Consider the following 24,584-nt stretch of genomic DNA (forward strand, 5'->3'; position numbering starts at 1 on the left):
CTTAGCGGCGGGGCTCCAGGCCGGAGTGCGCCGCTCCGATGGCGTCCTGCCGCAAATCCGTGAGTTCCCGGCGACGCATCAAAGCCGCACGCTGCAGGCCAGGATCCACGGGCGGCACGTAGCGCCTGCGCTCGGACCAGGAGACCAGGCTTGACCCGATTCCCGCGGCCGCCGATTCCAACATTGAGGGACGGCGATAGGTGCCGCATGATGCGGTGGCGGTGCTCATGACTCTTTCCCTTCGGTGATTGCTGCATGCGACTTGGCGTCGCGGGATTTCTTGTCCCCGGCCCATGCGGGGACGCCCAGGATCGGGAAGGCATTGAAATGGATCTGCACAGGACGGGCGTCTTCCTGTTCGGGCTCGCTCCGAATTTCCTCGAGCAGCTTGTAGGCCATTGCCTCCACGGCGTGGGAATAGCGGTGGAGCTGCTCGGCGGACATACGCGCGTTCGCGGTGTTGACGATGGCAGCTTCCAGCCATTCCTCGTCAAGTGAATCCATGCCGTGGGCCATGAAATCCGCGAGGACTGACTGCCGGTTGCGTTCGAATTCACGCGTAACGAGCCGCGAAGCCTCCTGCGTGGCAGGCGATTGCGCCAGTTCGGGCGAGGTGATCTGGATGGCACCCTTCGGCCGCTCCCACCACCGCTCCCGCGCCGTCCCTTTACCTTCGACTTCGCGTACGAAGTCGAATTTGGCAAGCTGCCGAAGGTGGTAGCTCGTAGCGCCGCTGGATTCGTTCAGGAGTTCGGCCAGGCTGCACGCAGTCTGCGCGCCGTAACGGGAGAGCATCTCGAGAATTTGCACCCGCAAGGGATGCGCAAGTGCCTTGAGGGACGCCGTGTCCACCTTACGGAGGGGAACGCCCGGTTCCTGAACCTTGTCCATGCACCAAACGGTACGCTTGCAAAGAAACCTTTGCAAGGATTTCTTTGCAAACTTATCTTTGGAACTTTTGAAAGCCCGGTGGAGCCCTTCAGCGCTTCGCGAGCGCTCCACGGACGGAAACCGCCGCGAGCACCATGGCTGCGACGCCGCACACGATAGTGAAAGCGCTGGCAGCGGGTCCCAGTCCCAAGACGGACGCGGCCGCTCCGAGGCCTACCACCGGCACTGCGCTGCCCAGGTAAGTGATCACATACACCGTGCTGATGATCTGGGCGTGCCGGGATGCCTCGACTTTGCCGGCGACATCATTGAAAACAGTCCGGAATGAAAGGCCTTGCCCCACACCGGCAGCCAGGCTAGCGGCCACGAGCAAGACCGCATTGGACATGGATGCGGCGACTCCCAGTAACAGGACGGACACACCCAGGACAGCGAGTCCCGCGGGCACCGCGAAATGGCTCCTGACGGTCACAAGCTGGCTCAGCGCAGAAGCACCCAAGGTCAATCCGGCCAAGACCCCCATCATGGGACGCGAATCTGCGTGCACCACTGCGGCGAAGTATCCGGGGGCCAACGAAAGGCAGAACCCGAATACAGCGAAGCTCAAAAAACCCACACTGGACGCGAGCCAAAACGCTCCACGGGCGTCCCGCGATACCGAGGGCCGACGGGGCGCCAGGACAGTGTAGGGACGGGGGCCGTCCGCGGGCCGGATGGCAGGACGCGCCTTGAGCAGCCACAAAGGGACCAACAGGAAGACCAAGGCAGCTGCGTGGACGTAGAACGGCGTCGACGTCGGCCCGGGCAGGAGGGAAAGCAACCCGCCGATGGCCGGTCCGGCAGCCACTCCCCCGGACGAGGAAAGCAGCGTGAAGCGGGAAGCCCGCTCGGGCCGGTAAGGGAGCAACTCCCGCAGGGCGGCAGAACTGGCTCCGGTGGCTAGGCCCACCGCGACGCCTTGAAGCATCCGGCCGAGCGAGAGCATCAGCAGGTTGTCGGCCGACGCGAAAACCAGGCCACCGGCCAGTCCCACAACCACTGCCAGCACGAGGGCAGCCCGTCGGCCGATGTGGTCCGACCAATGGCCCGCGAGCATGAGCACGGCCACGAGCGCCACGACGTAGCTCGCGAACGCCACGGTCACGCCGAGCGACGAAATTCCCAGCCGGACTTCGAGCAGCGGATACAGCGGACTGGCCAGGTTGGCGCCCACCAGCAACGTGAACATCACGGCGCCGGCAAGAACCAGCCGCGCCGTGGTGGATGCGTCCCAGCCCCAGCGGCCGGCGGTGGCCGGACGCATGCGTAGTTCGCTCAAGACAGTCATTTCCGTGCCTTCGCTTCTATGGCCGCGACGCCTCCCGCTTTGTGGGCAGGGACGCGACAGCCGCATATTGATGGCAATAGAATGTCCCAGTCCTGCCCTTTTGAGCAGAAAGCTATGGAATAGTTGACCAAAACAGTCAAAATTGGTGCGCCCCGGTTGCCGTAATTGATTTGGAGTGATGAGTGCATCCGCTCGACCCCACCGACCTCAAGATTCTTCTGGAACTGATTCGCGATCCGCGCGTCCAGATCGGCGAGCTCAGCGAATCCCTCGGGATTGCCCGCAACACGGCGCAGTCCCGGATGCGGCGCCTTGTCCGCTCCGGCGTGCTGAACGACGGCGGACGTGAAGTGGACCTCGAAAAGGTGGGCTACGACGTCGTCGGCTTCGTCACCCTGGAAGTGACCCACCGCGAATTGGACGGCGTCATCGGCGCCCTGCGCCGCATCCAGCAAGTGCTGGAGGTGCACGAGATCTCCGGGAGGGGCGACCTCTTGTGCAGGGTGGTGGCCACGGACACGCACAACCTTCAGACAGCCCTCCGGGCCATCCTGAGGATCAAAGGCGTAATCCGCACCGAAACGGTCCTCGCGCTGCACACCCATATCCCCTATCGGACAGAGCCGCTGATCGGCAGGCTGGTGGAAACAGCCGAAACGAAAAAGCGCAAGCCGCAGCCGGCTCCCGAGGTGCCGCCGACCGCAGACGACTAGGATTCCAGAATGGATTGGCTCACTTCTATGTCGCAGCTCAACTGGCTGGCCATACTCCTGGCCTTCATTTCCAGCCTGGTGATCGGGTTCATTTGGTATATGCCCGCGGTCCTAGGCCGGAGATGGATGGAAGCGATCGGCAAGACTGAAGAGGACCTCAAGAAGATCGATGGCGGCACGCGGATCTGGATCCCCATGTCCGTGGCGGCGGCGTTGACGAGCATTGTCCTCGCGGTCCTGATCGGCAGGCTCGACGTGCACGGAAGCCTACCCGCAGCGCTCTTCGCATTGGTGATAGGCGTCGTCTTCCGCGCGGGCGGCCACGCCATCCACAATGGCTTCGCGGGCAAGCCCTCCGCCGTCACCGTGATCGATTCAGGCCACGACATCGTGGCGATGACTGTCGCCGGGGCCATCATCGGGGCAATGCAGTAGCGGAAGGAGGACCACGTTGTGACCATCATCGACAACGCCGTCTACGTGGACGGCATCCGGACCGCCACTCCGGAAAACCTGGAGCAAAGCGTCGAGACGCTGGCCGCCCACGGCGGGATGGTATGGATCGGCCTCTACCGGCCGGACGCAGCTGAAATGGCGGCACTGGCGGCCGAATTCGGACTCCATCTACTCGCCGTCGAGGACGCCGTCAACGCCCACCAGCGGCCGAAGCTGGAACGCTACGACAATAACCTCTTCACCGTCCTCCGGCCCGCACGGTACCTCGACGAAACAGAGACGGTGGAGTTCGGCGAGCTCCACATCTTCACCGGAAGCAACTTCGTGGTGACCGTCCGCCACGCCGAGACGCCCGGCGTCGCCCGCGTGCGGCGTGAACTGGAGGAACGGCCCGAGCTGTTGCGCCATGGCCCTGAAGCCGTGCTGTATGCATTGCTGGACCAAGTAGTGGACGATTACGGCCCCGTCATTTCGGGACTGGAAAACGACATCGACGAGATCGAAGACCAGCTCTTCGGCGGCGATCCCAACGTGTCCCGGCGCATCTACGAACTGGCACGCGAAGTCATCCAGTTCCAGCGCGCCATCAACCCCTTGCCGGAAATGATGGCGTCCCTCAAACGCGGCTTCGTGAAGTATGGGGTGGACATCGAACTGCAGCGAAGCCTCCGGGATGTGGAGGACCACGTAGAGCAGGTCATCTCCCGCGCGAACGGCTTCCGCGACCTCCTGCAAAACGCCCTGACGCTCGACGGGACCTTGACTGCGTACCGCCAGAACGAGGCAAGCGCTGCGCAAAACGAACAAACCAAGAAGATCTCGTCCTGGGCGGCGATTTTCTTCGCGCCTGCCTTCGTTACCGGGCTCTACGGAATGAACTTCGACATCATGCCCGAGCTCCATTGGCCCTTTGGCTATCCCATGGCGATCGCCATGATGATCGGGGCTTCACTGATCATGTACCTGATATTCAAGAAGAAAAGCTGGCTCTAACGTGTGATGAAGGAGATGATGGGGAGCGTGGAGAACAAGGAAAGCACCGAGTTCACGACCACCGAGGCCCCTGTTGCCGTTGATCCGCCGGACGGGTTCCGCGCCGGAGATGCGTTCAGCAAGGGCCGCATCATCACCCCGGGAACGCGGGCCCAGTTAGGCGCGTTCGGACTGTTCGCGCCACAGCCGTCCCAAAGGCAAGTCCTCCTCCCGACGACGAAGCCGCTCAACGTCAAGTCCGCGGAGGATGTCCTCTGGGTCGCTTTCGCAGAACTGTGCGGCTGGCCGGCGTCGGCTGAGGACTATCGCGAATTAGCGAAGGAACACCGCACGTGGGTGATCGACGGCGTTCCGTCGCCTACTCATGAGTCAGCCGCCGGATCGGCGGCGGCTTGGGAGCGGTTCCGCGATGTGGTCGATGTCCTTTATGAGCAGGACATCACGCTTTTCCTGATCGGCAACGGCCCCTTGGACTGGAACATCGCCCAGGATCCGGCGCACAAGACAAACGCCCGGCCCGAAGACCTGTCCAGGATCGCGAGCCGCGTATCGCTCCTGTCCAGGGTCGAGTCGTTCGAACCGTTCGACGAAATCGAGATCTCGGGCAGCTGACGCGGAGTTCCCCGCTCAGAGCAGCGTGACGAGCCCGACGCCGGTAGCCGCCGCCGCGACGCACGCCACCATGGTGCCGAGCCCGTTGAGGACGGCCAAGGCCGGCCGGCCGCTCTGGACGAGCCTGACGGTCTCCAGGCTTGCCGTGCTGAAGGTGGTGTACCCGCCCAGGAACCCGGTGCCAAGGACAAGTTGCAGCGACTCGGGTGCGTGCTTCGCCATGACGAAGCCAGCAAGGATACCCATGAGCAATGATCCCGAAACGTTGATGATGATCGTCCCGAGCGGCAAAGCTGTGCGGGCCCAGGATCGGACCAGCCCGTCAACGATGAATCGGGCCGCCGCGCCCAAGCCACCGGCCAATGCGATTAGCAAGACGGTCATGGTTTCCTTCCTTGAACGGCGCGGTGCCGGAACGTGCCGAACCAGATGCCGAGTGTCGTGGCGACGGCCCCGCCGAACAGGCTCGCGGCCAAGTACCACAGGGCGTCCAAGGAACGACCGGCGCTGAAGAGGTGCACCGAATCGAGGGCGAGCGTGCTGTACGTCGTGTAGGCGCCAAGGAACCCGCTGCCCACGGCGAGCCGGGCAACCCGGCGGAGGCCGACGTCGGGACCGCTCCTCGCGAGGCCCTCAAGGAGCCACCCCAGGGCAAAAGCCCCGGACAGATTGATGAGCAAGGTGGCCAACGGCCACCCTCCCGGAGGCGGAACGGCCAAACCGAACGCATAACGGCTCAAGGCGCCCAGGATCCCTCCGGCAACCACGAGAAGGATGAATCCACCGTGCAGGTGGATCGGGCGATGCGGCCTATCCGGCTTGGCGTGCGTCGATTCAGCGCCGACGCCTGTCGCGGCCGCGCTCCCGTTCTCCCTCATTCATCCCTGCCGGCGTGATGCTGCCCCAAGGGAACAACCAATACCGGGCGGTTCTGGGTGTGGGCCAGGTGAAGCGCCACTGATCCGGTGACCAATCCCTCGAACCTGGACCCCAAACCATGTTCCTTGGTTCCGACGACGATCATCGACGCAGCGATGGATGCGGCGTAGCGCCCCAAAGACCGGGCCGGTTCCCCTGCGAGGACCACAAACGACCACGGCAGGTCCGTGTCCTCGAGCTGATTCGCAATTCGCGACTGGAGCGACTCCGCAATAGCCGTGGCGTCATCGTCGATGCCGTCGGGATCGATCGATTGTGCCGCCACGTGCCCGTCGCGGTCCCCCGCTGCCGGGAAACTCGTGACATCCGCGAACGCGAGGACCAGTTCCAAACCCGCGCCCAGCGCGACTTCTGCCGCTTTTCGAACAACTGCAGCGCCTTGGTTCGGAAGCACCCCTGCCAGGACCGGACCGCTCAATGGAGGGATCGGGCCGTGGCCCCCCGGTGTGTCACCGCCCAGGGAATTGCTCATGAAAAATCCTTCCCGATGTCCGGTTCCTGCAACGTGCGCCCTCCCGCCAGGGTCGGAAAGCCCGTCTGGACTGGCGCCGATTCCACGTGCTAGGTAAGAATATCGCTATGTGTGGTCGGTTCAGTGTGGGTTTCGAAGCGGACTATCTCTCAAGGAAGCTGGGCGCGGTCTTGCGCGGGGATACCGATTATCCCTCGCCGACCCTCCAGATCAATCCAACAGATCCTGTGGTCTTCCTGCGCGGCAGGGCGCAAGACGACTCGGTGGGCCGGGAACTCGCCGCGGGACGCTGGGGCTTGGTGCCGTCGTTCTCCAAGACTTTCGATTCGAAAGTGCCCACGTGGAACGCACGCTCGGAAACAGCGGCGCGGCTCCCCGCGTTCAAGGCCTCCCTCCCTAAATGGCGGGCGGTAGTTCCGGCGTCGGCCTATTACGAGTGGAAGAAGTCGGGGCCGGGCCGCAAGGACCCCAAGCAGCGCTACATTATTGAACCGCAAGACGAACTGATCACCTTCGCCGGCCTGTTCGCGCCGTGGCGCGACCCCGGCATCGAAGACAGGTCAGCTCCGGGCGCATGGCGTTTGTCCTGCACCATCCTGACCATGGATTCGCCGCCGGACGGCGTCCATGAGCGGTTGCACAACCTTCATGACCGGCTCCCCGTACCGATTGCCGCGGACATGATCGACGATTGGATCGACCCCAGGGAATCCCGGGGGCAGGAACTGTTGGATGCCGTGCTCGCCGATGCGTACAAGGTGGCCTCGAACTGGACCTTGAGGCCGGTGGAGCTCGTGGACGACAACACGCGCCTGGTGGACGTCGCGAACCCGGCAGCGTGACTCACTTCGCGTAACGGAGTTCCGCCCGGATATCCGTATCCTTCAACCAGGTGGACCTGGTGGCCGATCCAAAAGGATTCGGCCACCATTGCACCAGCACCTTGCCCTCCGCCGTCCGGATCACCATGGCGGGAACGTACTGGATGTACTTCGGCCAGACAAACTTGGCGATCACCGGCACCCTCGAGACCGTAGACAAAGGCTCGGTCTGGCGGGGCGAAGGCGCGGCGACCGCGTTCAAGGGCGCAGGGTACTCAGGCTCGTCAGGCATGCCCGCATACTACTGCGGGGCGCTGACATTGGAAGTGGACGGGCGCCCGGGTGCCCGGGTGTAAACGCCGACGGCGGGACGCTACAGGCGAGTGTCGAACGAACCGCAGAACCCGTTCTCATTGAACGTCCCTTGGAATTCGGACTTGCCCTGGATTTTCTCAATGGTGGCCACTTCGCCGGCTGTGGAGGGTTTACCAGTCATGCACGGTTCCATCCACGAGCCGGTTGTAGGGCAGGTAGGCCTGCTGGTACGGGAAGGCGTTCGCGGCTTCCTCGTTGAATTCGACGCCGAGTCCTGGCTTGTCGCCCGGGTGCAGGTAGCCGTCGGTGAAGGTCATGGACTGCTGGAAGACCTCGTTGGTCTTCTCCGAGTGCTGCATGTATTCCTGGATGCCGTAGTTGTGGATGGCCAGCCCCACGTGCAGCTGCGCAGCGAAACCGATCGGGGAAATGTCGGTGGGGCCGTGGAAGCCGGACTTGATCTGGTACTGCGCGGCGAAGTCCATGACCTTCTTCAGCGGGCTGATCCCTCCGAAGTGCGTGGACGCGGCCCGGACGTAGTCGATCAGCTGTTCCTTGATGAGGGTCTGGAAGTCATAGACCGTGTTGAAGATTTCACCGATGGCCAGCGGTGTGGTGGTGTGCTGGCGGACCAGGCGCAGGCCTTCCTGGTTCTCGGCCGGGGTGCAGTCCTCGAGCCAGAAGAGATCGTACGGTTCCAGGGCCTTACCGAGCTTCGCGGCCTGAATAGGGGTCATCCGGTGATGGCCGTCGTGCAGCAGCGGGATCTCCGGGCCGAACTCGTTGCGCACCGCCTCGAAGACCGTGGGCAGGTGGCGCAGGTAGGCGCGGGTGTCCCAGTCCTCTTCCTGCGGGAACGCACCGCGGCCGGCGGGTTCGTAGTCGTAGCGCTCCCCCGAGGCCTGGGCCTGGGCCGCGACGCCGTACACGGCCTTGATGCCAGGAATCGCGGTCTGGACCCGGATGGACTTGTACCCGAGCTCCAGGTGTTCCCGGATGGAGTCGAACAGCGAGGGAATGTCCGAACCCGATGCATGCCCGTAGGCGCGCAGGCCGTTGCGCGACGCCCCGCCCAGGAGTTGGTAGACAGGCAGCCCGGCGATCTTGCCCTTGATGTCCCACAGCGCCATGTCGACGGCGGCAATCGCCGCCATCGTGACCGGACCCCGGCGCCAGTACGAGGAACGGTACAGGAACTGCCAAGTGTCCTCGATCCGGTGCGGATCCTTGCCGATCAGCAGCTGCGCGACGTGCTCCTTGAGGTAAGCGGCGACGGCGAGTTCCCGGCCGTTCAAGGTGGCGTCACCGATGCCGGTGACACCGTCCTCCGTCGTAATCCGAAGGGTGACGAAATTGCGGGTAGGGCTGGTCACGAAGACTTCAGCGGCAATGATTTTCACAGCCGGTCCTTTCACGGGTGCTGATCGAGGGCTGATCCGAAGAGAATGCGATGTGCATCACAATGCGGATATTGATGAGGTTAGCTTGGATGACAATATTTGGCAACCGGTTGCAATACACACTCTTCTCGAGTTTGTGTACACCTGGCACCCCTTAAAACCGGTTTTTAGAGGGTGTCAGGTGTACACAAACTCCGGGTTAGTTGGGGCCGCAGCGGCTACTTCAAGGAAGCTTCCAATTCCGGGTGCCGCACTTCGGCCGAATGGCGGGCGGTGATCTCGCTGACGATCCGCTCGTGGAGGGCGTCCGTCAGCTTGTACTTGGACATGACAGCGACTGCCAGGATGGTCATGATTGCGGGCAGGGCTCCTGCGGCAAACTGGATGGCCTGCAAGGATTCGGCACTGTGGGTGGTGCCGGACTTGTATCCGCCGATCGCCAACGCATATGCGGCCAGTGCACCGCCGACGGCCTGTCCGGTCTTGCGGGTAAAGGAAAACAGTGCGTACGTGATGCCTTCGGTCCGGACACCGGTCTTCCATTCGCCGTACTCCACGGTGTCGGCTTCCAAAGCCCACACCACGATGTTGACGGCCATGACCCCAAGCATGCTCAGGAGGAGGCCTGCGAAGCCGAACCACAGCATGGCGGCTGGAGCGAAGAAGACTATCGCGCCGCCAACGATTGCAAACGCTCCGGCGGCGACGTAAATGGCCTTCTTGCCGAACTTGCGGACCAGCCTTGGCATGAGCGGAGCCAGGGCGAGCGTCACCACCAGCTGGATGATCGAAAGCAGCGCGTAAAGATCCAAGCGGCCCAGGACGTCCCTCAAGTAGTAGAGCTGCACGGAAGACATGGCCATGTATCCGGTAAGGAACAGGAAGGAGCTAAGGCACAGCATGAGGAGCGGCCGGTTGGTCTTGAGCGTCGCCATGCTTTGGCTGAAGGAAACCTTCGGCACTGACCGGTGCACGCGTTCCTTTGCCGTCAGGAAAGTGAAGAAATACAGCGCCGCACCGATCACCACGAAGACCAGGGTGATCGTAGTGAATACCGCTTGGAGGTTGGCTCCGGGCTTGATGAGCGGCGCAACGAAGATGCCCAGCGCGGAACTGACCAGGAGGGCACCCACCATGCGTGCCGATCCCAGCTTCGCGCGTTCTCCCGCATCTTGGGTCATGGCCCCGGCCAGCGAACCGTAGGGGATGTTGACCAAGGAATAGGCCAGCCCGAGGGCCGCATACGTCACATAGGCATAAAGCAGCATGCCGGTTTCGCCGATTTGCGGAATCGAGAACGACGCAACACTCAGCAACAGCAGCGGAACGGAGCCAAACATGATGAACGGCCGGAATTTTCCGAAACGCCGGCTGAAGGCCCGGTCAACCAGCCTTCCGGCGAAGACATCCGAAAAGGCGTCAAAGATCCGGACGGTGAGCAAGAGCGTACCCGCCGCGGCCGCCGATATTCCGGCGACGTCGGTGTAATACACCAGGAGGAACATGGTGGCTGTGGTGAAGGCCAGATTGTTGGCGGCATCGCCGGCACCATAGCCGAAGATGCTGACCTTGTTGAGCTTGTTCATGGCGGGCTCCTTTACCCTTGCCGGCACTGAAAGTCCCGGCATTGCGATGAGTGATGACGCTAGGCCTTTGGCTTGCGGTTATTGAGGGTGCTCCAGCGCGAACGCAGGGCGAAGGCGGCGGCTTTGGGCCGGCGGTCCCGGGTGAAGACGCCCTTCTTGTTGCCGTCCACGCGCATGATCCCGTTGGAGGTCTGGAAGTCGGCGAAATTCCATACTTGTTCGCCCACCATGGCATCCACGCGGTCAAAGACGCGGTGGTACATGTCCAGGAATCCGGCTTGGTATTCCTCGCTCCACGGTTGGGCGTAGAGGGAATGGAGGCCGGGCATGGTGTCGGCGCCATATTCGGTCATAATCATGGGCTTGCCGTACTTCGTTTCCCAGGCGCGGAGTTCCTTTTCCAACGCCTGTTCGGCCGACTGCAGGTCCCCGTTGTTCAGGTACCAGCCGTAATAGCGGTTGAGCATGATGACATCGAAGAGATCGCCGATGAGTTCCTTGTCCGGCGTATCGAACATGACGTTGACGTACCCCACCGGACGGCTCGGGTCCAGTTCGCGCGCCAGTTCGGCCAGGGGCCGGAAGTACTCGCGCGCCCCTTCCTCCGAGGCGTTAGGTTCGTTGGCGATGCTCCAGATGACGACTGAGGGATGGTTCTTGTCCCGGGCGACGATCTCCGAGATGGATTGGCGATGGCTGGCAGCGGTATTGCCGTCGATTCCGCCGTCAACGTAGGTCTTTTCAGCGATCCCGCCAAACACAGCCCCGAATCCCAAATGCAGCCCCACAGCCGGGGTCTCGTTGATGACCACGATGCCATGGCGATCGGCGTATTCGAGGACTTCTTCCGCATACGGGTAGTGCGAGGTCCGGAAGGAGTTGGCACCGGTCCACGCGAGCAGTTGGAAGTCGTTGACCATGTGGGCATTGCTGTGGCCCTTGCCGATGGACGAGTGGTCCTCGTGCATGCCGAAGCCCGTGAAGTAGAACGGTTCCCCGTTGATCAGGAACTGCTTCCCTTCTACTTCAACGGTACGCACGCCGACCGGGAGGCTGTATTCGTCACGCAACGTTCCGCCGTCGTCGAGCACTTCCACGGTGAGCTCATACAGGTAGGCGGCGCCTGGTTGCCAGAGCACGACGCCGGGAATCGACAGGGTGCCGGAGGCGCCTTCCGCGGTGGCGACCTCAACGCCGTCGGCGTTTCGGAGCGACGCACGTGCCCTCCCTTCACCAAGCACGACGGCGACATAGTCCACCGTGCCCGTGTCGCCGTCGTACCCGGTCACCACGGTGATGTCCTCAACGGCGGTCGCGGGAGTGCTGTAGAGCCAGACGCTGCGGTGCAGGCCGGCGTAGTTGTAGAAGTCGTGCAGGTAGGTCTGCTGGCGGCGGCCGTCTTCGGTGACAACGATCTTGCCGGGCGGGATGGTTGCCCGCGTCAGTTCGTTGTTGACTGCGATGGTGAGGCGGAAGCTCCGGCCGGCCTCGACGACGTCCGTGATGTCGGCGCTGAACGGCATGTATCCGCCGACGTGTTGAGCGACGAGCTGGTCATTGACGTAGACCATGCCCTCGTGGGTGGCGGAGTCGAGGCGGATGTGGATCCGCTCCCCTGCCCATCCGCGCGGGACGCGGACTTCCCGCTGGTACCAGACATATCCGACGTGGTCGCGGATGGCCTGGTCGGCGAAGATGTCGTTGTAGCTCGCGGGGACGGCCATTTCGAGATCGCTCTGAAGCGGGCTCTTGAACCACTCCTCGGTGTGGCCGGAGCGGTCAAAGTCGACCTTGAACGCGTAGAGACCGTCGAGATTGACGAGCTCGCGAGTGGAGTTGGCTTGGGGTTTCAGCATGGAGAAAAGTCCTAACGCGTCATTGCGGGCGGGACCGGATCCGGGGGAATCGTCCGGTTGAAGCAGCCCCTGAATTGTTGAAGCTTTATGTAATTCTAATCACTTCGGCAACGATTAGGCAATCGGTTGCCAGAAATTTCCACGCGAGTTTGTGTACACCTGATACCCCTTAAAACAGGTTTTAAAGGGGTATCAGGTGTACACAAACTCGGGGTTAGTTGAGGTGGCTGGCACTGTCGAAGGTAATGGACAGGCTTTCGACGAGGTCCACGACTGCGCGATCGGCAGCGAGGTCGGCATCGATGAGGGATAACAACGCCTCGATGCGGGCGCGGCCCTCCAGGAGATTGGCGGAAGCAATGCCTGCAGCCTGCGGATCCTGGATTCCGGAGCCGGCCGCGGTATAAGCGGTCCACGCAGCGATGACCCGTGCGGTGGCCTCACCGCTTCGGCCGGCCGCTCTTTCAGCCCGGAGGACGGGCAGCGCGCGCATCCGTAGCTTGGTGGTCCCGTCCATCGCGATCTGGGCCAAGTGGTGCTCGATCCGGGAGTTGCCGAATCGCTCCAGGAGGGCCGCGCGATACGCCGGGATTTCCAGGCCCTCACCGTGGAGGTGGGCGGCCGCCTCGTCCCAGAACGCTTCAACTGCTTCGCGGCACGAGTCGTCGGCAAGGGCTTCGGCGACGGTTTTGTGGCCTCGTAACTGCCCGGCGTAGGCCAGGAGGGAATGCGCCCCGTTGAGAAGCCACAGTTTGCGGTTTTCGTAGGGTTCGATTTCATCGACGAAGACAGCTCCGGCGTCTTCCCAGCGCGGGCGTCCGGCCGGGAAATCGCCACTGAGCACCCAGTTGCGGAACGGCTCCGCCACCACAGGCGCGTCGTCGCGGTATCCGCACGCGGCGGCAACGGCGTCGATATCGGCTTCGGTGGTACGCGGCGTGATGCGGTCCACGGAGGTACTGACGAAACTGACATTGGCGTCTATCCAGGCGGCGAGGCCGCCGTCGACCGCCTTTGCCATCCCTACTACGGCGTTCCTAGCGACGGTTCCGTTGTGGGAGAGGTTGTCGCAGCACACGACGGCGAGGGGGCCGGCGTCAGCATCCCTGCGGGACGCGAGGCCGAAGACCAAGCGGCCCAACGGCGTCGTGGGCGTTCTTGAACGATCGGTGAGTGCCGCGAGATCGGCCGCGACGCCGGGGGCATTGGCGTCGAGCTTACCGTCGGCGCCGAGCCGGTAGGCGGCTTCCGTGATGGTCAGCGTTACTACGGAGGTAAGCGGCGCGGCGATGAGTTCGGCGAAGCGTCCGACGTCGGCGCCGTCGATTGCCTCGACCACGCTGCCGATCACCTCGAACGAGTCGCCCGCGTCGGATCGCTCCACCACCGTGAACAGCCCGTCTTGGGCCGCGAGGACAGTAGCGGCATCCGGCCGGCGGCCCGTAAACGAGGCGATCCCCCACTCGGACGCATCGCCCGCGTGCTGCGTGTACCAGGCTTGGTGGGAGCGATGGAAAGCCCCCAAACCCAGGTGGACAATGCGGATCGGCGCCCTGCTGAACGGCTTCGTGACGCGGTTCAATCGGGGAAGGATCCGTTGTTGGGTGCTCACAGCTTGAATACCCTTCGCGGCGAGGAGTCGACGACGTCGACAATCAACTCGTGCGCGCGGTCTTCCGTGACGCGGTGCTCGGCGACGAGCCGGGCCAAGAAGGATGCTTCGATCCGCCGGGATGCGTCATGCCGGGCAGGGATCGAGCAGAAAGCCCGCGTGTCGTCGATGAAACCGGACGACCTCGAGAAGCCCGTTGTCTCCGTGACCGCCGACCGGAATCGGAGCATGGCATCCGGAGCGTCCAGGAACCACCACGGCGCGCCGAGGTACACCGAAGGATAGAAGCCAGCGAGCGGTGCGAGCTCGCGGGAAAAGACGGTCTCGTCCAAGGTGAACAGGACCAAGTGCAGGTTCTTGTCCGTACCGAAGTCCTGCAGCAGCGGCCGGATCGCTTCGGTGTAATTCACGGCGAACGGAATATCGTGTCCGGTGTCAGCGCCGAAGGCTTCGAAAGTGGGCTGGTGGTGGTTGCGGAACGAGCCGGGATGGATGGTCATGACCAGGCCGTCCTCCACGGACATCCGGGCCATCTGGTACATCATGTGCGCTTCGAAAGCGTCGCGGTCCGCGGCCGTGGCCTTGCCGGCGCGGGCTTTTTCGAAGAGCGATTCCGCTTCGGCGGCGTCGAGCTTAAGGGTGGCCGGCGTCGGGACGCCGTGGTCGGCGGAAACCGCGCCATGCTCCACGAAATAACGACGGCGGTTTTCCAGGCCCGCGATGTAGCCGGCGTAACCACTAGCGCCGTCCCCCGCAGTTTCGGTCAACCTCTCGACCTTGGCGGCCCATTCCGGGTGCGCGATGTTCAAGTAGGCATCTGGCCGGAAGGTCGGCAGGACGCGTCCGTTGAAGGTGGGATCGTCGGCGAGCGCCTTGTGGCTTGCCAGGTTGTCCAGGGGGTCGTCGGTGGTGGCGAGAACTTCGATGTTGAAGTCCTTGAACAACTGGCGAGGCCGGAAATCCGATTCGACGAGTTTCGCGGCGATGGCGTCGTAGCTCGCGTCGGCGGACATCTCGCCAAGGTCGGCTGCGAGTTTGAACACGCTTTCGAACTGGGTCCGGAGCCAATAGCCGGAAGCTGTGCCCTCAAAGAGCGGCCAGGCTTCAACGAACGTCCGCCAGATCTCGCGGGATTCCGGTGCATTGGGACCAGTCGAGCGCAGCTTGTCGAAGGAGACCCCACTGGCATGGATCAGCCTGGTGACGTAATGGTCCGGGCTGACGAGGAGCGCAGCCGGGTCCGGGAACGGAGTGTTGTTTTCGATGACGGCGGCGTCAACGTGGCCGTGGGGGGAAATGATGGGCAAGTCCTGGACGCGTTCAAGCAGGGAACGCGCGATGCTGCGTGTCCCGGGATCCGCGGGAAGGAGCCGGTCAGGGTTGGCTGCAATGGACTGTGACATGGATCAATCTTCAGTCTGGCTGACACAAACTGTCAACCGGTTGCCAAAAATTGCCGGTACGTTGCATTTCGGTTCTTTCGGAGCTGGGTTCGCTTCAGGCGAGGAGCCTTCCGCTGGAGCCCCGCACCACGAGTTCCGTGTCTACATGGATGGCTCCGGACGGCCCTTCGTTGCCGTGGAGCATGTCCAGCAACAGCGTGGCGGCACGGGAGCCGCACTCCCCCAACGGCGAGCGCACGGTGGTGAGCGGCGGCGTCGTGAAGTCCGCCCCGAAGATGTCGTCGAAACCCACAATGCTGATCTGGTCCGGGACCCGCACACCGGCGGCCTGCAATTCCTGCATGAGGCCAATGGCGAGGAGGTCGTTGTAGGTGATGACCGCCGTCGCACCACTGTCCAGGATGTCCCGCGCCACGTAGCGGCCGCCGTCGACGGTCGGTTTGGACGATTCCACGCGAACCGCCCCGAGTTTCGACCATTCGGACGCGGACTGGACGCCTTCCCATCGGCGGGCGGACATCCACGACTGCGCCGGGCCGGCGACGTACGCGATCTGCTTGTGGCCGTTCGCCGCCAGGCTTCGCACCGCCTGCCCAATTCCCTTGGTGACGTCGGGAACGACGCACGGCACGCCGTCGACGTCCCGGTTGATGACAACCACGGGCTTGTCGGCAGCCAGTGCACGGATCTGTTCGTCGTCCATGCGGGGGCTCGCCAGGATCAGCCCGTCAACGGTGCTGAGCATCCGGCGCGAAGCCGTGACCTCGGTATCCGCCGACTCCGCGGATTCGGCAAGTACCAAGGTGTAATCGCGGCTTGAACCCGTAGATTCCGCGCCCCGGATGATGTCGAAAAACGTCGGATTGGTGATATCGGCGACGATCAGGCCAAAGGTTTGGGTACGCCCGGTGGGAAGGGCCCTCGCAAACGGATTCACCCGGTAGTTGAGCTGCTCAGCGGCGTCCTCGATGATCTTCTGCGTCTTGGCACTGACCCGTCCGGGCTTGCTCAAGGCCCGGGACACCGTTGAAGGATTGACCCCCGCGAGCTTCGCGATGTCGTAAATGGTCGGCGAGGATTTATCGCCGCGGCCACGCCTTGAGGGGACGGTTGCTGCTCCGGAATTTGTCGCTTCAGTCACGGCTACATCGTAATCCGAGTTGGCAACAAGGAGCATGACGGTTGCCAAGCCGGCCTCGCCGTTTAATGGCCAGCCGGTAGTGTGAAGGTTCGGACGCATTTGGCGCCGCGCCAGGGGCAAGGTGCTTTTCGTGTGGCAGCCGGAAAGGCGGCAGCCGTCACAAAGGAGGAATGTCATGGAACATATCCCAAGCGGACAAACGGCGGAAAAGCGGACGGCCCTCGACCGGACGTTTCGTATCAGCTTGAGCCTCAAGGGCCTCGACGGCGTGCTGGAACTGGTGGGCGGGGTCCTGTTGCTGTTCGTCTCGCCCCAGCAAATCGGCTCCATCGTCCGCCTCTTGACGCAGCATGAACTCTCCGAAGATCCCCATGACCTCATCGCCAACGCGCTGGTCCATGCCACCGGGAATCTTCCGGCCTCAGCGTCGATCTTCGGAGCGATCTACCTCTTGCTCCATGGCATCGTGAAAGTCGTCCTCGTGTGGGCCGTGCTGAGGGACAAGCTCTGGGCCTATCCGTGGATGATTGCCTTCTTGCTGGTCTTCATCGCGCACCAGGTCTATAAGATCCTGGTCTCCTTCTCGTGGGGCCTGACACTCCTGACGGCGTTCGACATCTTCATTGTGTGGATCACGTGGCGTGAATTCCGGCGCCACAAGCCCAAGCCTGCGGTGGTTGCTTAGGGCTTTCGCCCGGGTTTCCATCCGGATGGCTTTGGTGGATAATCGTTAGCATAGCTAATTAGTTCTGCTAAGAATCGACCCAGGGAGGCCCGCAACGGCAACGCCAATGAGCCAGGAAGCAAAACAGGACAACGGGGACCCGATCAGTCCCGATACTCTCGCGATCGACCTTCGGACCGCCGTGATGCGGACGTCCCGGCGGCTGCGTGTGGAGGCCACCGGTGAGGTCATTACGCCCGGGCAATACACGGTGCTCGCCCATCTTGATGGCGGCGGCCCCAGCACACCACGGGAACTGGCCCAGCGTGAACACGTTCAGGGGCCTTCAATGACCAGGATCATCAACGCCCTGGCCGAGCAGGACTTCGTTTCCCGGACAGCCCATCCGGAGGACGGCCGGCAAGTCAAGGTAGCCATCACCCCGGCGGGCAAGGCCGTCCTGGAACAGGCGCGCGGCCAGCGGACCGCGTGGCTGGCACAGCGGGTGGCCGGCCTGAGCCCGGAAGACAGGCTGATCCTCAGCCGCGCTGCGCACATCATGCAGGAGATGAGCGCCCAATGAGCTCCACTTTCAGGGCATTGAGGAATCCGAACTATAGGCTGTGGGCCAGCGGGGCCGTGGTCTCGAACATCGGGACCTGGATGCAGCGGGTGGCGCAGGACTGGCTTGTCCTGACCGTCCTGACGGACCATTCAGGCACCGCAGTCGGCATCACCACCGCTCTGCAGTTCCTTCCCATGCTCATGTTCGGTCCCTACGCCGGCGTACTCGCCGACCGCCACCGCAAACGCGTGATCCTGCTCTGGACCCAGTCGGCCATGGGAGTGTGCGGGCTCGCCGTCGGGCTCCTCGTGGTCACCGGGGCAGCGCAACTCTGGCAGGTTTACGCCGCCGCGCTGTGCCTCGGACTGGCCAGCGCCTTTGACGGCCCGGCCCGCCAAGCCTTCGTCTCCGAACTCGTCGGACAAGAAGACATCGCCAACGCAGTGTCGCTGAACTCCGCTTCCTTCAACACAGCCCGGCTCACCGGTCCTGCAATCGCGGGAGTGCTCATCGCTTGGGCAGGAACGGGACCGGTTTTCCTGCTCAACGCCGCCAGTTTCGCCGCCGTCATCGTGTCACTGGTCAAGATCCAACCATCCGGGACCGTCTCAAAGCCATCAACCCAGAGCAAACACCCGGTCATCGAGGGTCTGGGCTACGTGCGCCAGCGTCCGGACCTGGTGATGATCCTCGTCCTGGTAGCCGTCATCGGTGCCTTCGGCATGAATTTCCCGGTCACGAACGCCCTGATGTCCACGGCGGTGTTCGGCATGGGGCCAGGCGAGTTCGGCCTGCTGGGCTCGGTCATGGCGATCGGAACCCTCGCCGGTGCCTTGCTGGCCGCCCGCAGGTCTGCCCCGCGGATGCGATACCTTCTCATGGGCGCCCTCGGCCTGGGCATCTTCACGCTGATCGGCAGCGTGTCACCGTCATTCTGGCTTTACGCAGCGGTCCTGGTCCCGATCGGGCTCGCATCGATGACCTTCCTGAACAGCTGCAACACGAGCATCCAGCTATCCGTCGATCCCCGGTTCCGCGGACGGGTGCTCGCGCTCTACCTGGCCACACTCCAGGGCGGAACAGCTCTAGGGGCACCGCTCATGGGCTGGATCGGCACCACTTTCGGAGCCCGCTGGTCAGTGGCCTCCGGCGGAGCAATCGTCCTCGCGGCCGGCTTAGTGGCACTTTTCCTCGTTGCACGCCGCAGCCCCCTGACCTTGCGGCAGCACCTGCGCAAGCGCACCCATGTGACCAGGGATCCCTCGGCGGCGTCCCGCTGAAAGAGCCGGCCCAACCTGGCCTATGAACGGATAGTTCGCGAGCAGGCCCGCACAGGGACATCAGGGCGAACCGAGTGGAGTCCCTGCCGTTGTTGATGGCGGTTTGCTGCTTTGCGTGCGTCGCATTTCGTGGGCGAGGGCGGGGTTGTGCTCTTTGAGGCGTGTAGTGATGTTCTCTCTGATGTCGTCGGTCTTGTTTTGGCTTAGCTTGGCGCGGGCATCGAAATGCGTGACCCGCATACGCAGGCCGATGGTGCCTTTGGCGGCGCGGCGGGTGCCGGCTTCGTCTTCGTTGAGGCTGCGGCCCTTAGGGTAGTGCTGTTCGAAGTGGCCGGTGAGGCGGGAGAGCATGGTGTAGTTCTCCTCTTCGCTGAGTATTTCAGGGGTTCCGTAGAGGTGCGCGGTGACGTGGTTCCAGGTGGGGATGAGGTCGCCGGGGGCGTACCAGCTGGGCGAGATGTAGCCGTGCGGGCCTTGGATGATGACGAGTATTTCGTGTTGTCCGAGTTCGTGGAGGATTTCGTCGGGGCGTCCGAAGTGGCTGACGATGGTGATGTCCTCTGATTCATCGACCAGGACGGGGTAGTGCGAGGCGATGAGTCCTTTACTGGTCGCGGACACGAAAGTGGCCCACGGGTTGTCGCGGATGAGGTGCCTGACTTCGTCGAGGTCTGTCATCAAGAAGTGTGGGGTGTGGCGCATTAGGGGGTCTTCCTGTCAAGGCGTGTGCGGACGGCCAGTCCGGCGCAGAGGATCACGATAGCGCCTCCAGCCAGGGTGGACCAGGTCAACTGTTCGTGCAGGATGAGTCCGGCCCAGGCAATGCTCATGACGGGTTGGGCGAGCTGTACCTGGCTGACCTGTGCCATGGGGCCGATGGCGAGGCCGCGGTACCAAGCAAAGAAGCCCAGGAACATGCTTACGACGGCAAGGTACGCGAACGCGGCCCATTCTGCCGGGTCGGCCGTGGGAGCCTGCCCGGCAATGGCAGCGGCGGTTGATGCTGCCATGACGGGCAGCGCCAGGACGAGGGCCCAGGACACTGTTTGCCAGGGTCCGAGTTCGCGTGCAAGGAGGCCTCCTTCTGTGTAGCCGACCGCCGCGGCCACAACAGCGCTGAACAGGAGAAGGTCGGGCCAGCCCAGGTGTCCGAGTCCGCCGTTTTGCAGGGCGGCGAAGGCCACGACGGCGATGGCTCCGAGGCCCGCGAACAGCCAGAATAGGCCGGAAACGCGTTCCTTGCCGCGCAGGACGGCAGCGGCTCCTGTCGCCGCGGGCAGGAGTCCGATGACCACGGCACCGTGGCTGGCCGGGGCGGTGGTCAAGGCGTAGGTGCTAAGCATCGGGAAACCGACCACGACACCGCCAGCGACAATTGCCAGCCGTCCCCACTGGGCTTTGTTCGGAAAGCGCTGCCGCGTGAGTGCCAGAGCTATGATCGCCAGCACGGCGGCGATGACCGCACGGGCCGATCCAATGAACAATGGCGAGAACCCGCCCGTGGCGACGCGCGTGAGGGGAACGGTGAACGAAAAGGCGGTCACGCCGAGAAGTCCCCACCACAATCCGGCCCGGTGCGATAACACTTTCGGAGTTTTGACGATAACGCTACTATGTACTGTCATGAATAACGATAGCACTGATCGGATTGTTTCGGGTCTTCGGCGATGGATTGCGCAGGCCGCTCCCGGCGCCCGGGTGCCGTCCAATAGGGCGCTCATGGCCGAGTATGGTGCGAGTCCGGTCACCGTGCAGAAGGCCATGCGTCAGCTCTCCGCGCTGGGCCTGGTGGAGAGCCGGCCCGGGGTAGGGACGTTCGTGCGGGCGGTGCGGCAATCCCGGCCAGCCGATTACGGGTGGCAGACGGCCGCGCTCGGGGCACCGCCGGGCCGGGGTTTGCTGCTTTCTTCGACCCAGCGCACCGCTGCCCCGGATGTGATCGGGCTGCATTCGGGGTACCCGGCGCGTGAGCTGCTGCCGGAGCGGCTGGTGCGCGCCGCGATCGCCAGGGCCGGGCGGACGGAAGCGTCCTTGACGAGGTCGCCCGCGGCGGGGCTGCCGGAGTTGCAGGCTTGGTTTGCCACCGAACTTGCCGACGCCGCCCCGGCCGGTGTCAGAGCGCCGTCGGCGCGGGATGCTTTGATCATCTCAGGAAGCCAGAGCGGGCTCAGTTCCATTTTCCGGGCGCTGATCGGTCCCGGCGGGCCGTTGCTGATTGAGTCTCCCACGTACTGGGGTGCGATCCTGGCCGCTGAACAGGCAGGAGTGAACCTGATTCCCGTTCCCGCGGGAGCGCTGGGACCCGATCCCGACGAGATCGACCGGGCATTCAGGGCAACAGGGGCACGCGGGTTCTACGCCCAGCCAACATTCGCGAACCCGACCGGGGCGAAGTGGCCTGCCGAAACCGGACAGGCCGTGCTCGAAACGGTCCGCCGGCACGGGGCGTTCCTCATCGAAGACGACTGGGCCCACGATCTGGCGATCGACGCCGAACCCCGCCCCCTGGCCGCCCAGGACGATGACGGTCACGTCATCTATCTCCGATCGCTGACCAAGAGCGTCTCACCCGCCCTCCGGGTCGCGGCCGTCATCGCGCGCGGACCTGCCCGGGACAGGATCCTTGCCGACCGCGCCGCCGAATCGATGTATGTCAGCGGTCTGCTCCAAGCAGCAGCACTGGATGTAGTAACCCAGCCGGGCTGGCGCACGCACCTGCGCGGATTTCAGCAAAGCCTGCGGGTCCGCCGCGATTCGCTCCTGGAAAGTCTCCGGCAGTACTCACCAGCCGCCGATGTCGAGAACATCCCCGTGGGTGGCCTGAACCTATGGGTACGGTTGCCCGAAGGAACCGACGCTGCCCGCCTCGCCCGGGACTGCGAGACCCGCGGACTGATCATTGCCCCAGGCACCGAATGGTTCCCCGCCGAACCTTCCGGACCATACATCCGGCTCAACTACTCAGGAGAGAACCCCGAACGATTCCCCGAAGCAGCCCGCATCCTCGGAGAAGCACTAGACGAAATGACCTGACAATTGCAGAACAACCAAAAAACCACGAGATGACCGGCCATTAGTGCCCATGGTCAGCTTCTGAAAGTGACACTTCCCGGCGCCCGGGGCTCCCGGCCGCGAGGTACCTGAAAAGAACCATGAGCGCGGCCGAGGCAATCAGGAGAACCGTGCACGCCGCAAATATTCCGTGAAACCCGATGGTTGTTCCGGTCGACAGGGCGATGACGGCTCCGGACAACACGGATCCTACGCTGTTGGTGTTCGAATACAGTCCGGACGCCAAAACAACGCCATCGACGTGACAGCGGATGAGTTGGCCGCGTGGGCGGCAATGAAGGCGGTGGCCAGGCAAACGATCGCCGGCTTGGACACCGCCGGTTTCGCCCCAGGCTCCTCCGCAAGCGGGGAGCCCGCGCGTAGGCGGTTACCCCGCCGACGGAGCAAGGCGACAATGATCGCGGCGATGTTGAGAATCGAGACCACACACATCGCCACTGCGACGGCCCGGTTTCCCAAAGCACCCATCAATACTGTGGCGACGGGCGGTCCCCCGACCCAAGCGAAGGAAAACACCGCCCTGATCCTCAGGACGTAGGAAACGTCGGCCTGGGCCGTCTGCTTCAACTGGGCGAACAGCAACGACATGCCAGCCGCACCCGGACCACCCAGGACAATCAGCGCGGCCGCCGCCGCCCTCGTGGACGAGGTCGCAGTCAGCACCGCAGCCGTTGCGAGTGAGAAAGCCGCACAAAGAAGTTGCGGGTGCTCAACGCCTGGTTCTTCGGGACCGTCGCCGGGCCCGGACTCACTTTGTTCCAGAGGATCATTCAGCGCCCAGGCCTCGCATCAGGCGTGTACACCAACACAACGCGCTTGGGCGCGGTGGCTTCGGGGCCGATCATCGCCCTGGGCTCGATCAGTCCTCTGGGGTATCACGGGATCTTCGCCACCTGCGCAGGGCTGACCCTCGTCGCGGCGGTGATGCTCGTGCCGAACGGGCGAAAATCCTAATCGAAGTGGACAGCGTTCCACTCGAGAATGCGCGGGTCGGCAAGACCTTCGGTGACAAACGGATCGTGGGCGATGAAGCGCTCTGCGTCCTCGCGTGAGGTGAAAATCCCCATCGACCCTGCGGCCTGTTCCGCGTCCTGGAACGGCCCCAATGCGACGAGGCCACCACCGGCAGCGCGGAACGCCTCGTAGTAGGCCTTGTGGCGAGGGTACGTTTCCAGGACACGCGAGCGATCGACGCCCTCGCGCAGGGTGTACATCACAACGGATTCCATTCGGCAAACTCTACAACGGCCACCGAGGGTTGTAGTTGTCCTTCTGCGGAGCGAGGATGGGGGCACCACCCGGGATTCATGGACAAGGACGCGACTATGCCGGAACTCCTCATCGACTTCATCACTTCGCTCGATGGCTACGCGGCTGCTGAGGGCTGGCCGGGCTGGTGGGGGCTTGAAGGGCCCGAGTACCTGGCGTGGCTGGGCGAGGCCCCCGAAGCCGACTACACCGTGCTGATGGGCGCAACGACGTACCGTGTCATGTCAGGATTCGCGGCCGCCGGCGAGCCAGGTACGGAACCGCTGGCGGGCATGTCGAAGATCGTCTTCTCAAAGACATTGCATGAACCCCTCGCGTTGGCGAACACGCAACTCGTCGCCGGAGACGCCGTCGAGACGGTGCGGGAGATGAAGGCAAGCGAGTCGAAATCCATGCGAACGATCGGCAGCCTCACGCTATGCCGCTCACTGCTGAAAGCCGGTCTCGTGGACCGCTTCCGCGTGGTCGTCTTCCCCGTCATCACCGGGAGTACCGGCCGGGAGCGGATCTACGACGGCTACCCTGACGTTGCCCTCGACCTCATCAGCAGCCGCACCTTTGACGGACGCATCCAACTGCTTGACTACGTTCCGACCGTTTTGTCCGGGCCGCCTCGTTCGTAGACCGATTGGACCGTGTCAGGCGATGTGTCAGGGGCGCTTGGATTATTGGGTCCAAATGCTGAGAACGTCCTCCCGCGCGGTGACCAGCGGTGCCGTTTCGATGGTGATCGACCCTTCGTTGATCTCCAGCCCGGGCCAGTCATAAACCAGGCGCAACGAACCGGCCTGTGGCGCCGGCCACAACCAGGCGTCGATGCGATAGCCGTAGTCCTCGTCGGAACCGCCGCCACCGCCTCCGCGCACGGTGAGCTGCGGACGATCCGGCTCCGCTCCGTCGAACGGATAGCGGCGTGACATGTCGCCGCCGATGACCCTGGATCCGTCAGGCAGTTCCACGCCCAGCCGGAGTGATCCTTCGGCACCCCGTCTGCGGAACGGACGGTGCAGTTGAAGATTGTCCATCAGATCAATCCACTGATCATCCGTCATGTCTGCGTGACGGCTGGCGCGTACCGAGAGAGCGAACATGCAACCCGCCCGGTATACGTCGATGCGACGCAAGCAAAGGGCCGCACCAGGCCGGCGAGCCAGAATGTTCGTCACCGCGACCGGAACAGGCAACTCGTTCGACGGC

The 24,584-nt window shown here is 63.5% G+C and carries 30 protein-coding genes; 12 read left to right on the top strand and 18 right to left on the bottom strand.

Features of this window, described 5'->3' with window-relative positions; genetic code table 11:
* Position 1 precedes the first annotated feature (1 nt).
* The 3 genes from E1809_RS00340 to E1809_RS00350 form a co-directional block, all read right to left on the bottom strand.
* Positions 2–229, bottom strand: a complete 228-nt coding sequence (locus tag E1809_RS00340; RefSeq protein ID WP_133202256.1) for a 2-nitropropane dioxygenase — start codon at positions 227–229, stop codon at positions 2–4.
* On the bottom strand, positions 226–891 hold the full coding sequence (locus tag E1809_RS00345) for an ArsR/SmtB family transcription factor (protein ID WP_133202257.1): 666 nt from the start codon (positions 889–891) through the stop codon (positions 226–228). Before E1809_RS00345 ends, E1809_RS00340 begins: the two co-directional genes overlap by 4 nt.
* An 88-nt stretch (positions 892–979) precedes the next feature.
* Entirely contained in the window at positions 980–2,218 is a 1,239-nt protein-coding gene (locus tag E1809_RS00350; RefSeq protein ID WP_133202258.1) for an MFS transporter, read from the bottom strand.
* Between the two features lie 182 nt (positions 2,219–2,400).
* Between E1809_RS00350 and E1809_RS00355 the strand changes: the two genes are divergently transcribed.
* Genes E1809_RS00355 through zapE form a run of 4 tightly spaced genes read left to right on the top strand, consistent with a single transcriptional unit; the run spans position 2,401 to position 4,992 of the window.
* Positions 2,401–2,931, top strand: a complete 531-nt coding sequence (locus E1809_RS00355; RefSeq protein WP_133202259.1) for an Lrp/AsnC family transcriptional regulator — start codon at positions 2,401–2,403, stop codon at positions 2,929–2,931.
* A 9-nt stretch (positions 2,932–2,940) separates the two neighbouring features.
* Positions 2,941–3,366, top strand: coding sequence for a DUF1761 domain-containing protein (locus E1809_RS00360; RefSeq protein WP_133202260.1), 426 nt, complete (start codon positions 2,941–2,943; stop codon positions 3,364–3,366).
* Positions 3,367–3,384: 18 nt separating this feature from the next.
* Positions 3,385–4,380 carry a magnesium/cobalt transporter CorA gene (gene corA / locus E1809_RS00365; protein WP_133202261.1) on the top strand — a complete coding sequence of 332 codons (996 nt, stop codon included), beginning with the start codon at positions 3,385–3,387 and terminating at the stop codon, positions 4,378–4,380.
* A 27-nt stretch (positions 4,381–4,407) separates the two neighbouring features.
* A complete protein-coding gene (zapE, locus tag E1809_RS00370; RefSeq protein WP_165962162.1) occupies positions 4,408–4,992 on the top strand; it encodes an AFG1/ZapE family ATPase in 585 nt (194 codons plus the stop codon).
* A gap of 15 nt (positions 4,993–5,007) precedes the next feature.
* Here zapE and crcB read toward each other — a convergent pair whose 3' ends face one another.
* Genes crcB through E1809_RS00385 form a run of 3 tightly spaced genes read right to left on the bottom strand, consistent with a single transcriptional unit; the run spans position 5,008 to position 6,403 of the window.
* Positions 5,008–5,376, bottom strand: coding sequence for a fluoride efflux transporter CrcB (gene crcB, locus E1809_RS00375; RefSeq protein ID WP_133202263.1), 369 nt, complete (start codon positions 5,374–5,376; stop codon positions 5,008–5,010).
* Positions 5,373–5,870, bottom strand: a complete 498-nt coding sequence (locus tag E1809_RS00380; RefSeq protein ID WP_133202264.1) for a fluoride efflux transporter FluC — start codon at positions 5,868–5,870, stop codon at positions 5,373–5,375. The genes crcB and E1809_RS00380 overlap by 4 nt, the downstream gene beginning before the upstream one ends.
* Complete coding sequence (locus E1809_RS00385) at positions 5,867–6,403, bottom strand: universal stress protein (protein ID WP_133202265.1); 537 nt, start codon at positions 6,401–6,403, stop codon at positions 5,867–5,869. Before E1809_RS00385 ends, E1809_RS00380 begins: the two co-directional genes overlap by 4 nt.
* A gap of 107 nt (positions 6,404–6,510) precedes the next feature.
* Here E1809_RS00385 and E1809_RS00390 point away from each other — a divergent pair, with 107 nt between their 5' ends.
* Both E1809_RS00390 and E1809_RS00395 read left to right on the top strand, forming a co-directional pair.
* A complete protein-coding gene (locus tag E1809_RS00390) occupies positions 6,511–7,245 on the top strand; it encodes an SOS response-associated peptidase (RefSeq protein WP_133202266.1) in 735 nt (244 codons plus the stop codon).
* Between the two features lie 59 nt (positions 7,246–7,304).
* Positions 7,305–7,580 (top strand): hypothetical protein, encoded by a 276-nt coding sequence (locus E1809_RS00395; protein WP_133202267.1) that lies wholly within the window; start codon positions 7,305–7,307, stop codon positions 7,578–7,580.
* Between the two features lie 17 nt (positions 7,581–7,597).
* On the opposite strand, the gene E1809_RS27665 is transcribed toward E1809_RS00395, so the two are convergent.
* From E1809_RS27665 to E1809_RS00425, 7 genes are all read right to left on the bottom strand, one after another.
* Positions 7,598–7,720, bottom strand: a complete 123-nt coding sequence (locus E1809_RS27665) for a hypothetical protein (protein WP_268908650.1) — start codon at positions 7,718–7,720, stop codon at positions 7,598–7,600.
* Entirely contained in the window at positions 7,710–8,939 is a 1,230-nt protein-coding gene (gene manD / locus E1809_RS00400) for a D-mannonate dehydratase ManD (RefSeq protein ID WP_133202268.1), read from the bottom strand. The genes E1809_RS27665 and manD overlap by 11 nt, the downstream gene beginning before the upstream one ends.
* Before the next feature lie 218 nt (positions 8,940–9,157).
* Complete coding sequence (gene uidB / locus E1809_RS00405; protein ID WP_133202269.1) at positions 9,158–10,525, bottom strand: glucuronide transporter; 1,368 nt, start codon at positions 10,523–10,525, stop codon at positions 9,158–9,160.
* Positions 10,526–10,584: 59 nt separating this feature from the next.
* Entirely contained in the window at positions 10,585–12,381 is a 1,797-nt protein-coding gene (gene uidA / locus E1809_RS00410) for a beta-glucuronidase (protein WP_133202270.1), read from the bottom strand.
* 214 nt (positions 12,382–12,595) lie between these two features.
* The gene (locus tag E1809_RS00415; protein ID WP_235835362.1) at positions 12,596–13,993 is read right to left on the bottom strand and encodes a mannitol dehydrogenase family protein; all 1,398 of its coding nucleotides are present in this window, start codon (positions 13,991–13,993) and stop codon (positions 12,596–12,598) included.
* Positions 13,990–15,396 carry a glucuronate isomerase gene (uxaC, locus tag E1809_RS00420; RefSeq protein ID WP_133202271.1) on the bottom strand — a complete coding sequence of 469 codons (1,407 nt, stop codon included), beginning with the start codon at positions 15,394–15,396 and terminating at the stop codon, positions 13,990–13,992. The genes E1809_RS00415 and uxaC overlap by 4 nt, the downstream gene beginning before the upstream one ends.
* 94 nt (positions 15,397–15,490) lie before the next feature.
* Positions 15,491–16,537, bottom strand: coding sequence for a LacI family DNA-binding transcriptional regulator (locus E1809_RS00425; protein ID WP_235835363.1), 1,047 nt, complete (start codon positions 16,535–16,537; stop codon positions 15,491–15,493).
* 175 nt (positions 16,538–16,712) lie between these two features.
* On the opposite strand from E1809_RS00425, the gene E1809_RS00430 reads away from it, so the two are divergent.
* The 3 genes from E1809_RS00430 (at position 16,713) to E1809_RS00440 (ending at position 19,046) form a co-directional block, all read left to right on the top strand.
* Entirely contained in the window at positions 16,713–17,222 is a 510-nt protein-coding gene (locus tag E1809_RS00430) for a DUF2127 domain-containing protein (protein ID WP_133202273.1), read from the top strand.
* A gap of 106 nt (positions 17,223–17,328) precedes the next feature.
* Entirely contained in the window at positions 17,329–17,784 is a 456-nt protein-coding gene (locus E1809_RS00435) for a MarR family winged helix-turn-helix transcriptional regulator (RefSeq protein WP_133202274.1), read from the top strand.
* Positions 17,781–19,046 (top strand): MFS transporter, encoded by a 1,266-nt coding sequence (locus E1809_RS00440; protein WP_133202275.1) that lies wholly within the window; start codon positions 17,781–17,783, stop codon positions 19,044–19,046. Before E1809_RS00435 ends, E1809_RS00440 begins: the two co-directional genes overlap by 4 nt.
* 60 nt (positions 19,047–19,106) lie before the next feature.
* On the opposite strand, the gene E1809_RS00445 is transcribed toward E1809_RS00440, so the two are convergent.
* Positions 19,107–19,748: an FMN-binding negative transcriptional regulator gene (locus tag E1809_RS00445; RefSeq protein WP_133202276.1), complete on the bottom strand. Its 642-nt coding sequence runs from the start codon at positions 19,746–19,748 to the stop codon at positions 19,107–19,109.
* On the bottom strand, positions 19,748–20,671 hold the full coding sequence (locus E1809_RS00450) for a DMT family transporter (protein WP_133202277.1): 924 nt from the start codon (positions 20,669–20,671) through the stop codon (positions 19,748–19,750). The genes E1809_RS00445 and E1809_RS00450 overlap by 1 nt, the downstream gene beginning before the upstream one ends.
* On the opposite strand from E1809_RS00450, the gene E1809_RS00455 reads away from it, so the two are divergent.
* On the top strand, positions 20,670–22,079 hold the full coding sequence (locus tag E1809_RS00455) for an aminotransferase-like domain-containing protein (RefSeq protein WP_133202278.1): 1,410 nt from the start codon (positions 20,670–20,672) through the stop codon (positions 22,077–22,079). The two genes, E1809_RS00450 and E1809_RS00455, sit on opposite strands and share 2 nt — an antisense overlap.
* 228 nt (positions 22,080–22,307) lie before the next feature.
* Here E1809_RS00455 and E1809_RS00460 read toward each other — a convergent pair whose 3' ends face one another.
* Positions 22,308–22,781, bottom strand: a complete 474-nt coding sequence (locus E1809_RS00460; RefSeq protein WP_133202279.1) for an MFS transporter — start codon at positions 22,779–22,781, stop codon at positions 22,308–22,310.
* Between the two features lie 42 nt (positions 22,782–22,823).
* On the opposite strand from E1809_RS00460, the gene E1809_RS00465 reads away from it, so the two are divergent.
* Complete coding sequence (locus E1809_RS00465; protein ID WP_133202280.1) at positions 22,824–23,072, top strand: MFS transporter; 249 nt, start codon at positions 22,824–22,826, stop codon at positions 23,070–23,072.
* Here E1809_RS00465 and E1809_RS00470 read toward each other — a convergent pair.
* Positions 23,069–23,347, bottom strand: a complete 279-nt coding sequence (locus tag E1809_RS00470) for a YciI family protein (protein ID WP_133202281.1) — start codon at positions 23,345–23,347, stop codon at positions 23,069–23,071. The genes E1809_RS00465 and E1809_RS00470 overlap by 4 nt on opposite strands.
* A 96-nt stretch (positions 23,348–23,443) precedes the next feature.
* Here E1809_RS00470 and E1809_RS00475 point away from each other — a divergent pair, with 96 nt between their 5' ends.
* Complete coding sequence (locus tag E1809_RS00475; protein ID WP_133202282.1) at positions 23,444–24,010, top strand: dihydrofolate reductase family protein; 567 nt, start codon at positions 23,444–23,446, stop codon at positions 24,008–24,010.
* Positions 24,011–24,052: 42 nt separating this feature from the next.
* Here E1809_RS00475 and E1809_RS00480 read toward each other — a convergent pair whose 3' ends face one another.
* Positions 24,053–24,412: a hypothetical protein gene (locus tag E1809_RS00480; protein WP_133202283.1), complete on the bottom strand. Its 360-nt coding sequence runs from the start codon at positions 24,410–24,412 to the stop codon at positions 24,053–24,055.
* Positions 24,413–24,584: the final 172 nt, after the last annotated feature.

Origin of the sequence: Arthrobacter terricola, assembly GCF_004354015.1 — a bacterium.
GTDB lineage: Bacteria > Actinomycetota > Actinomycetes > Actinomycetales > Micrococcaceae > Arthrobacter > Arthrobacter terricola.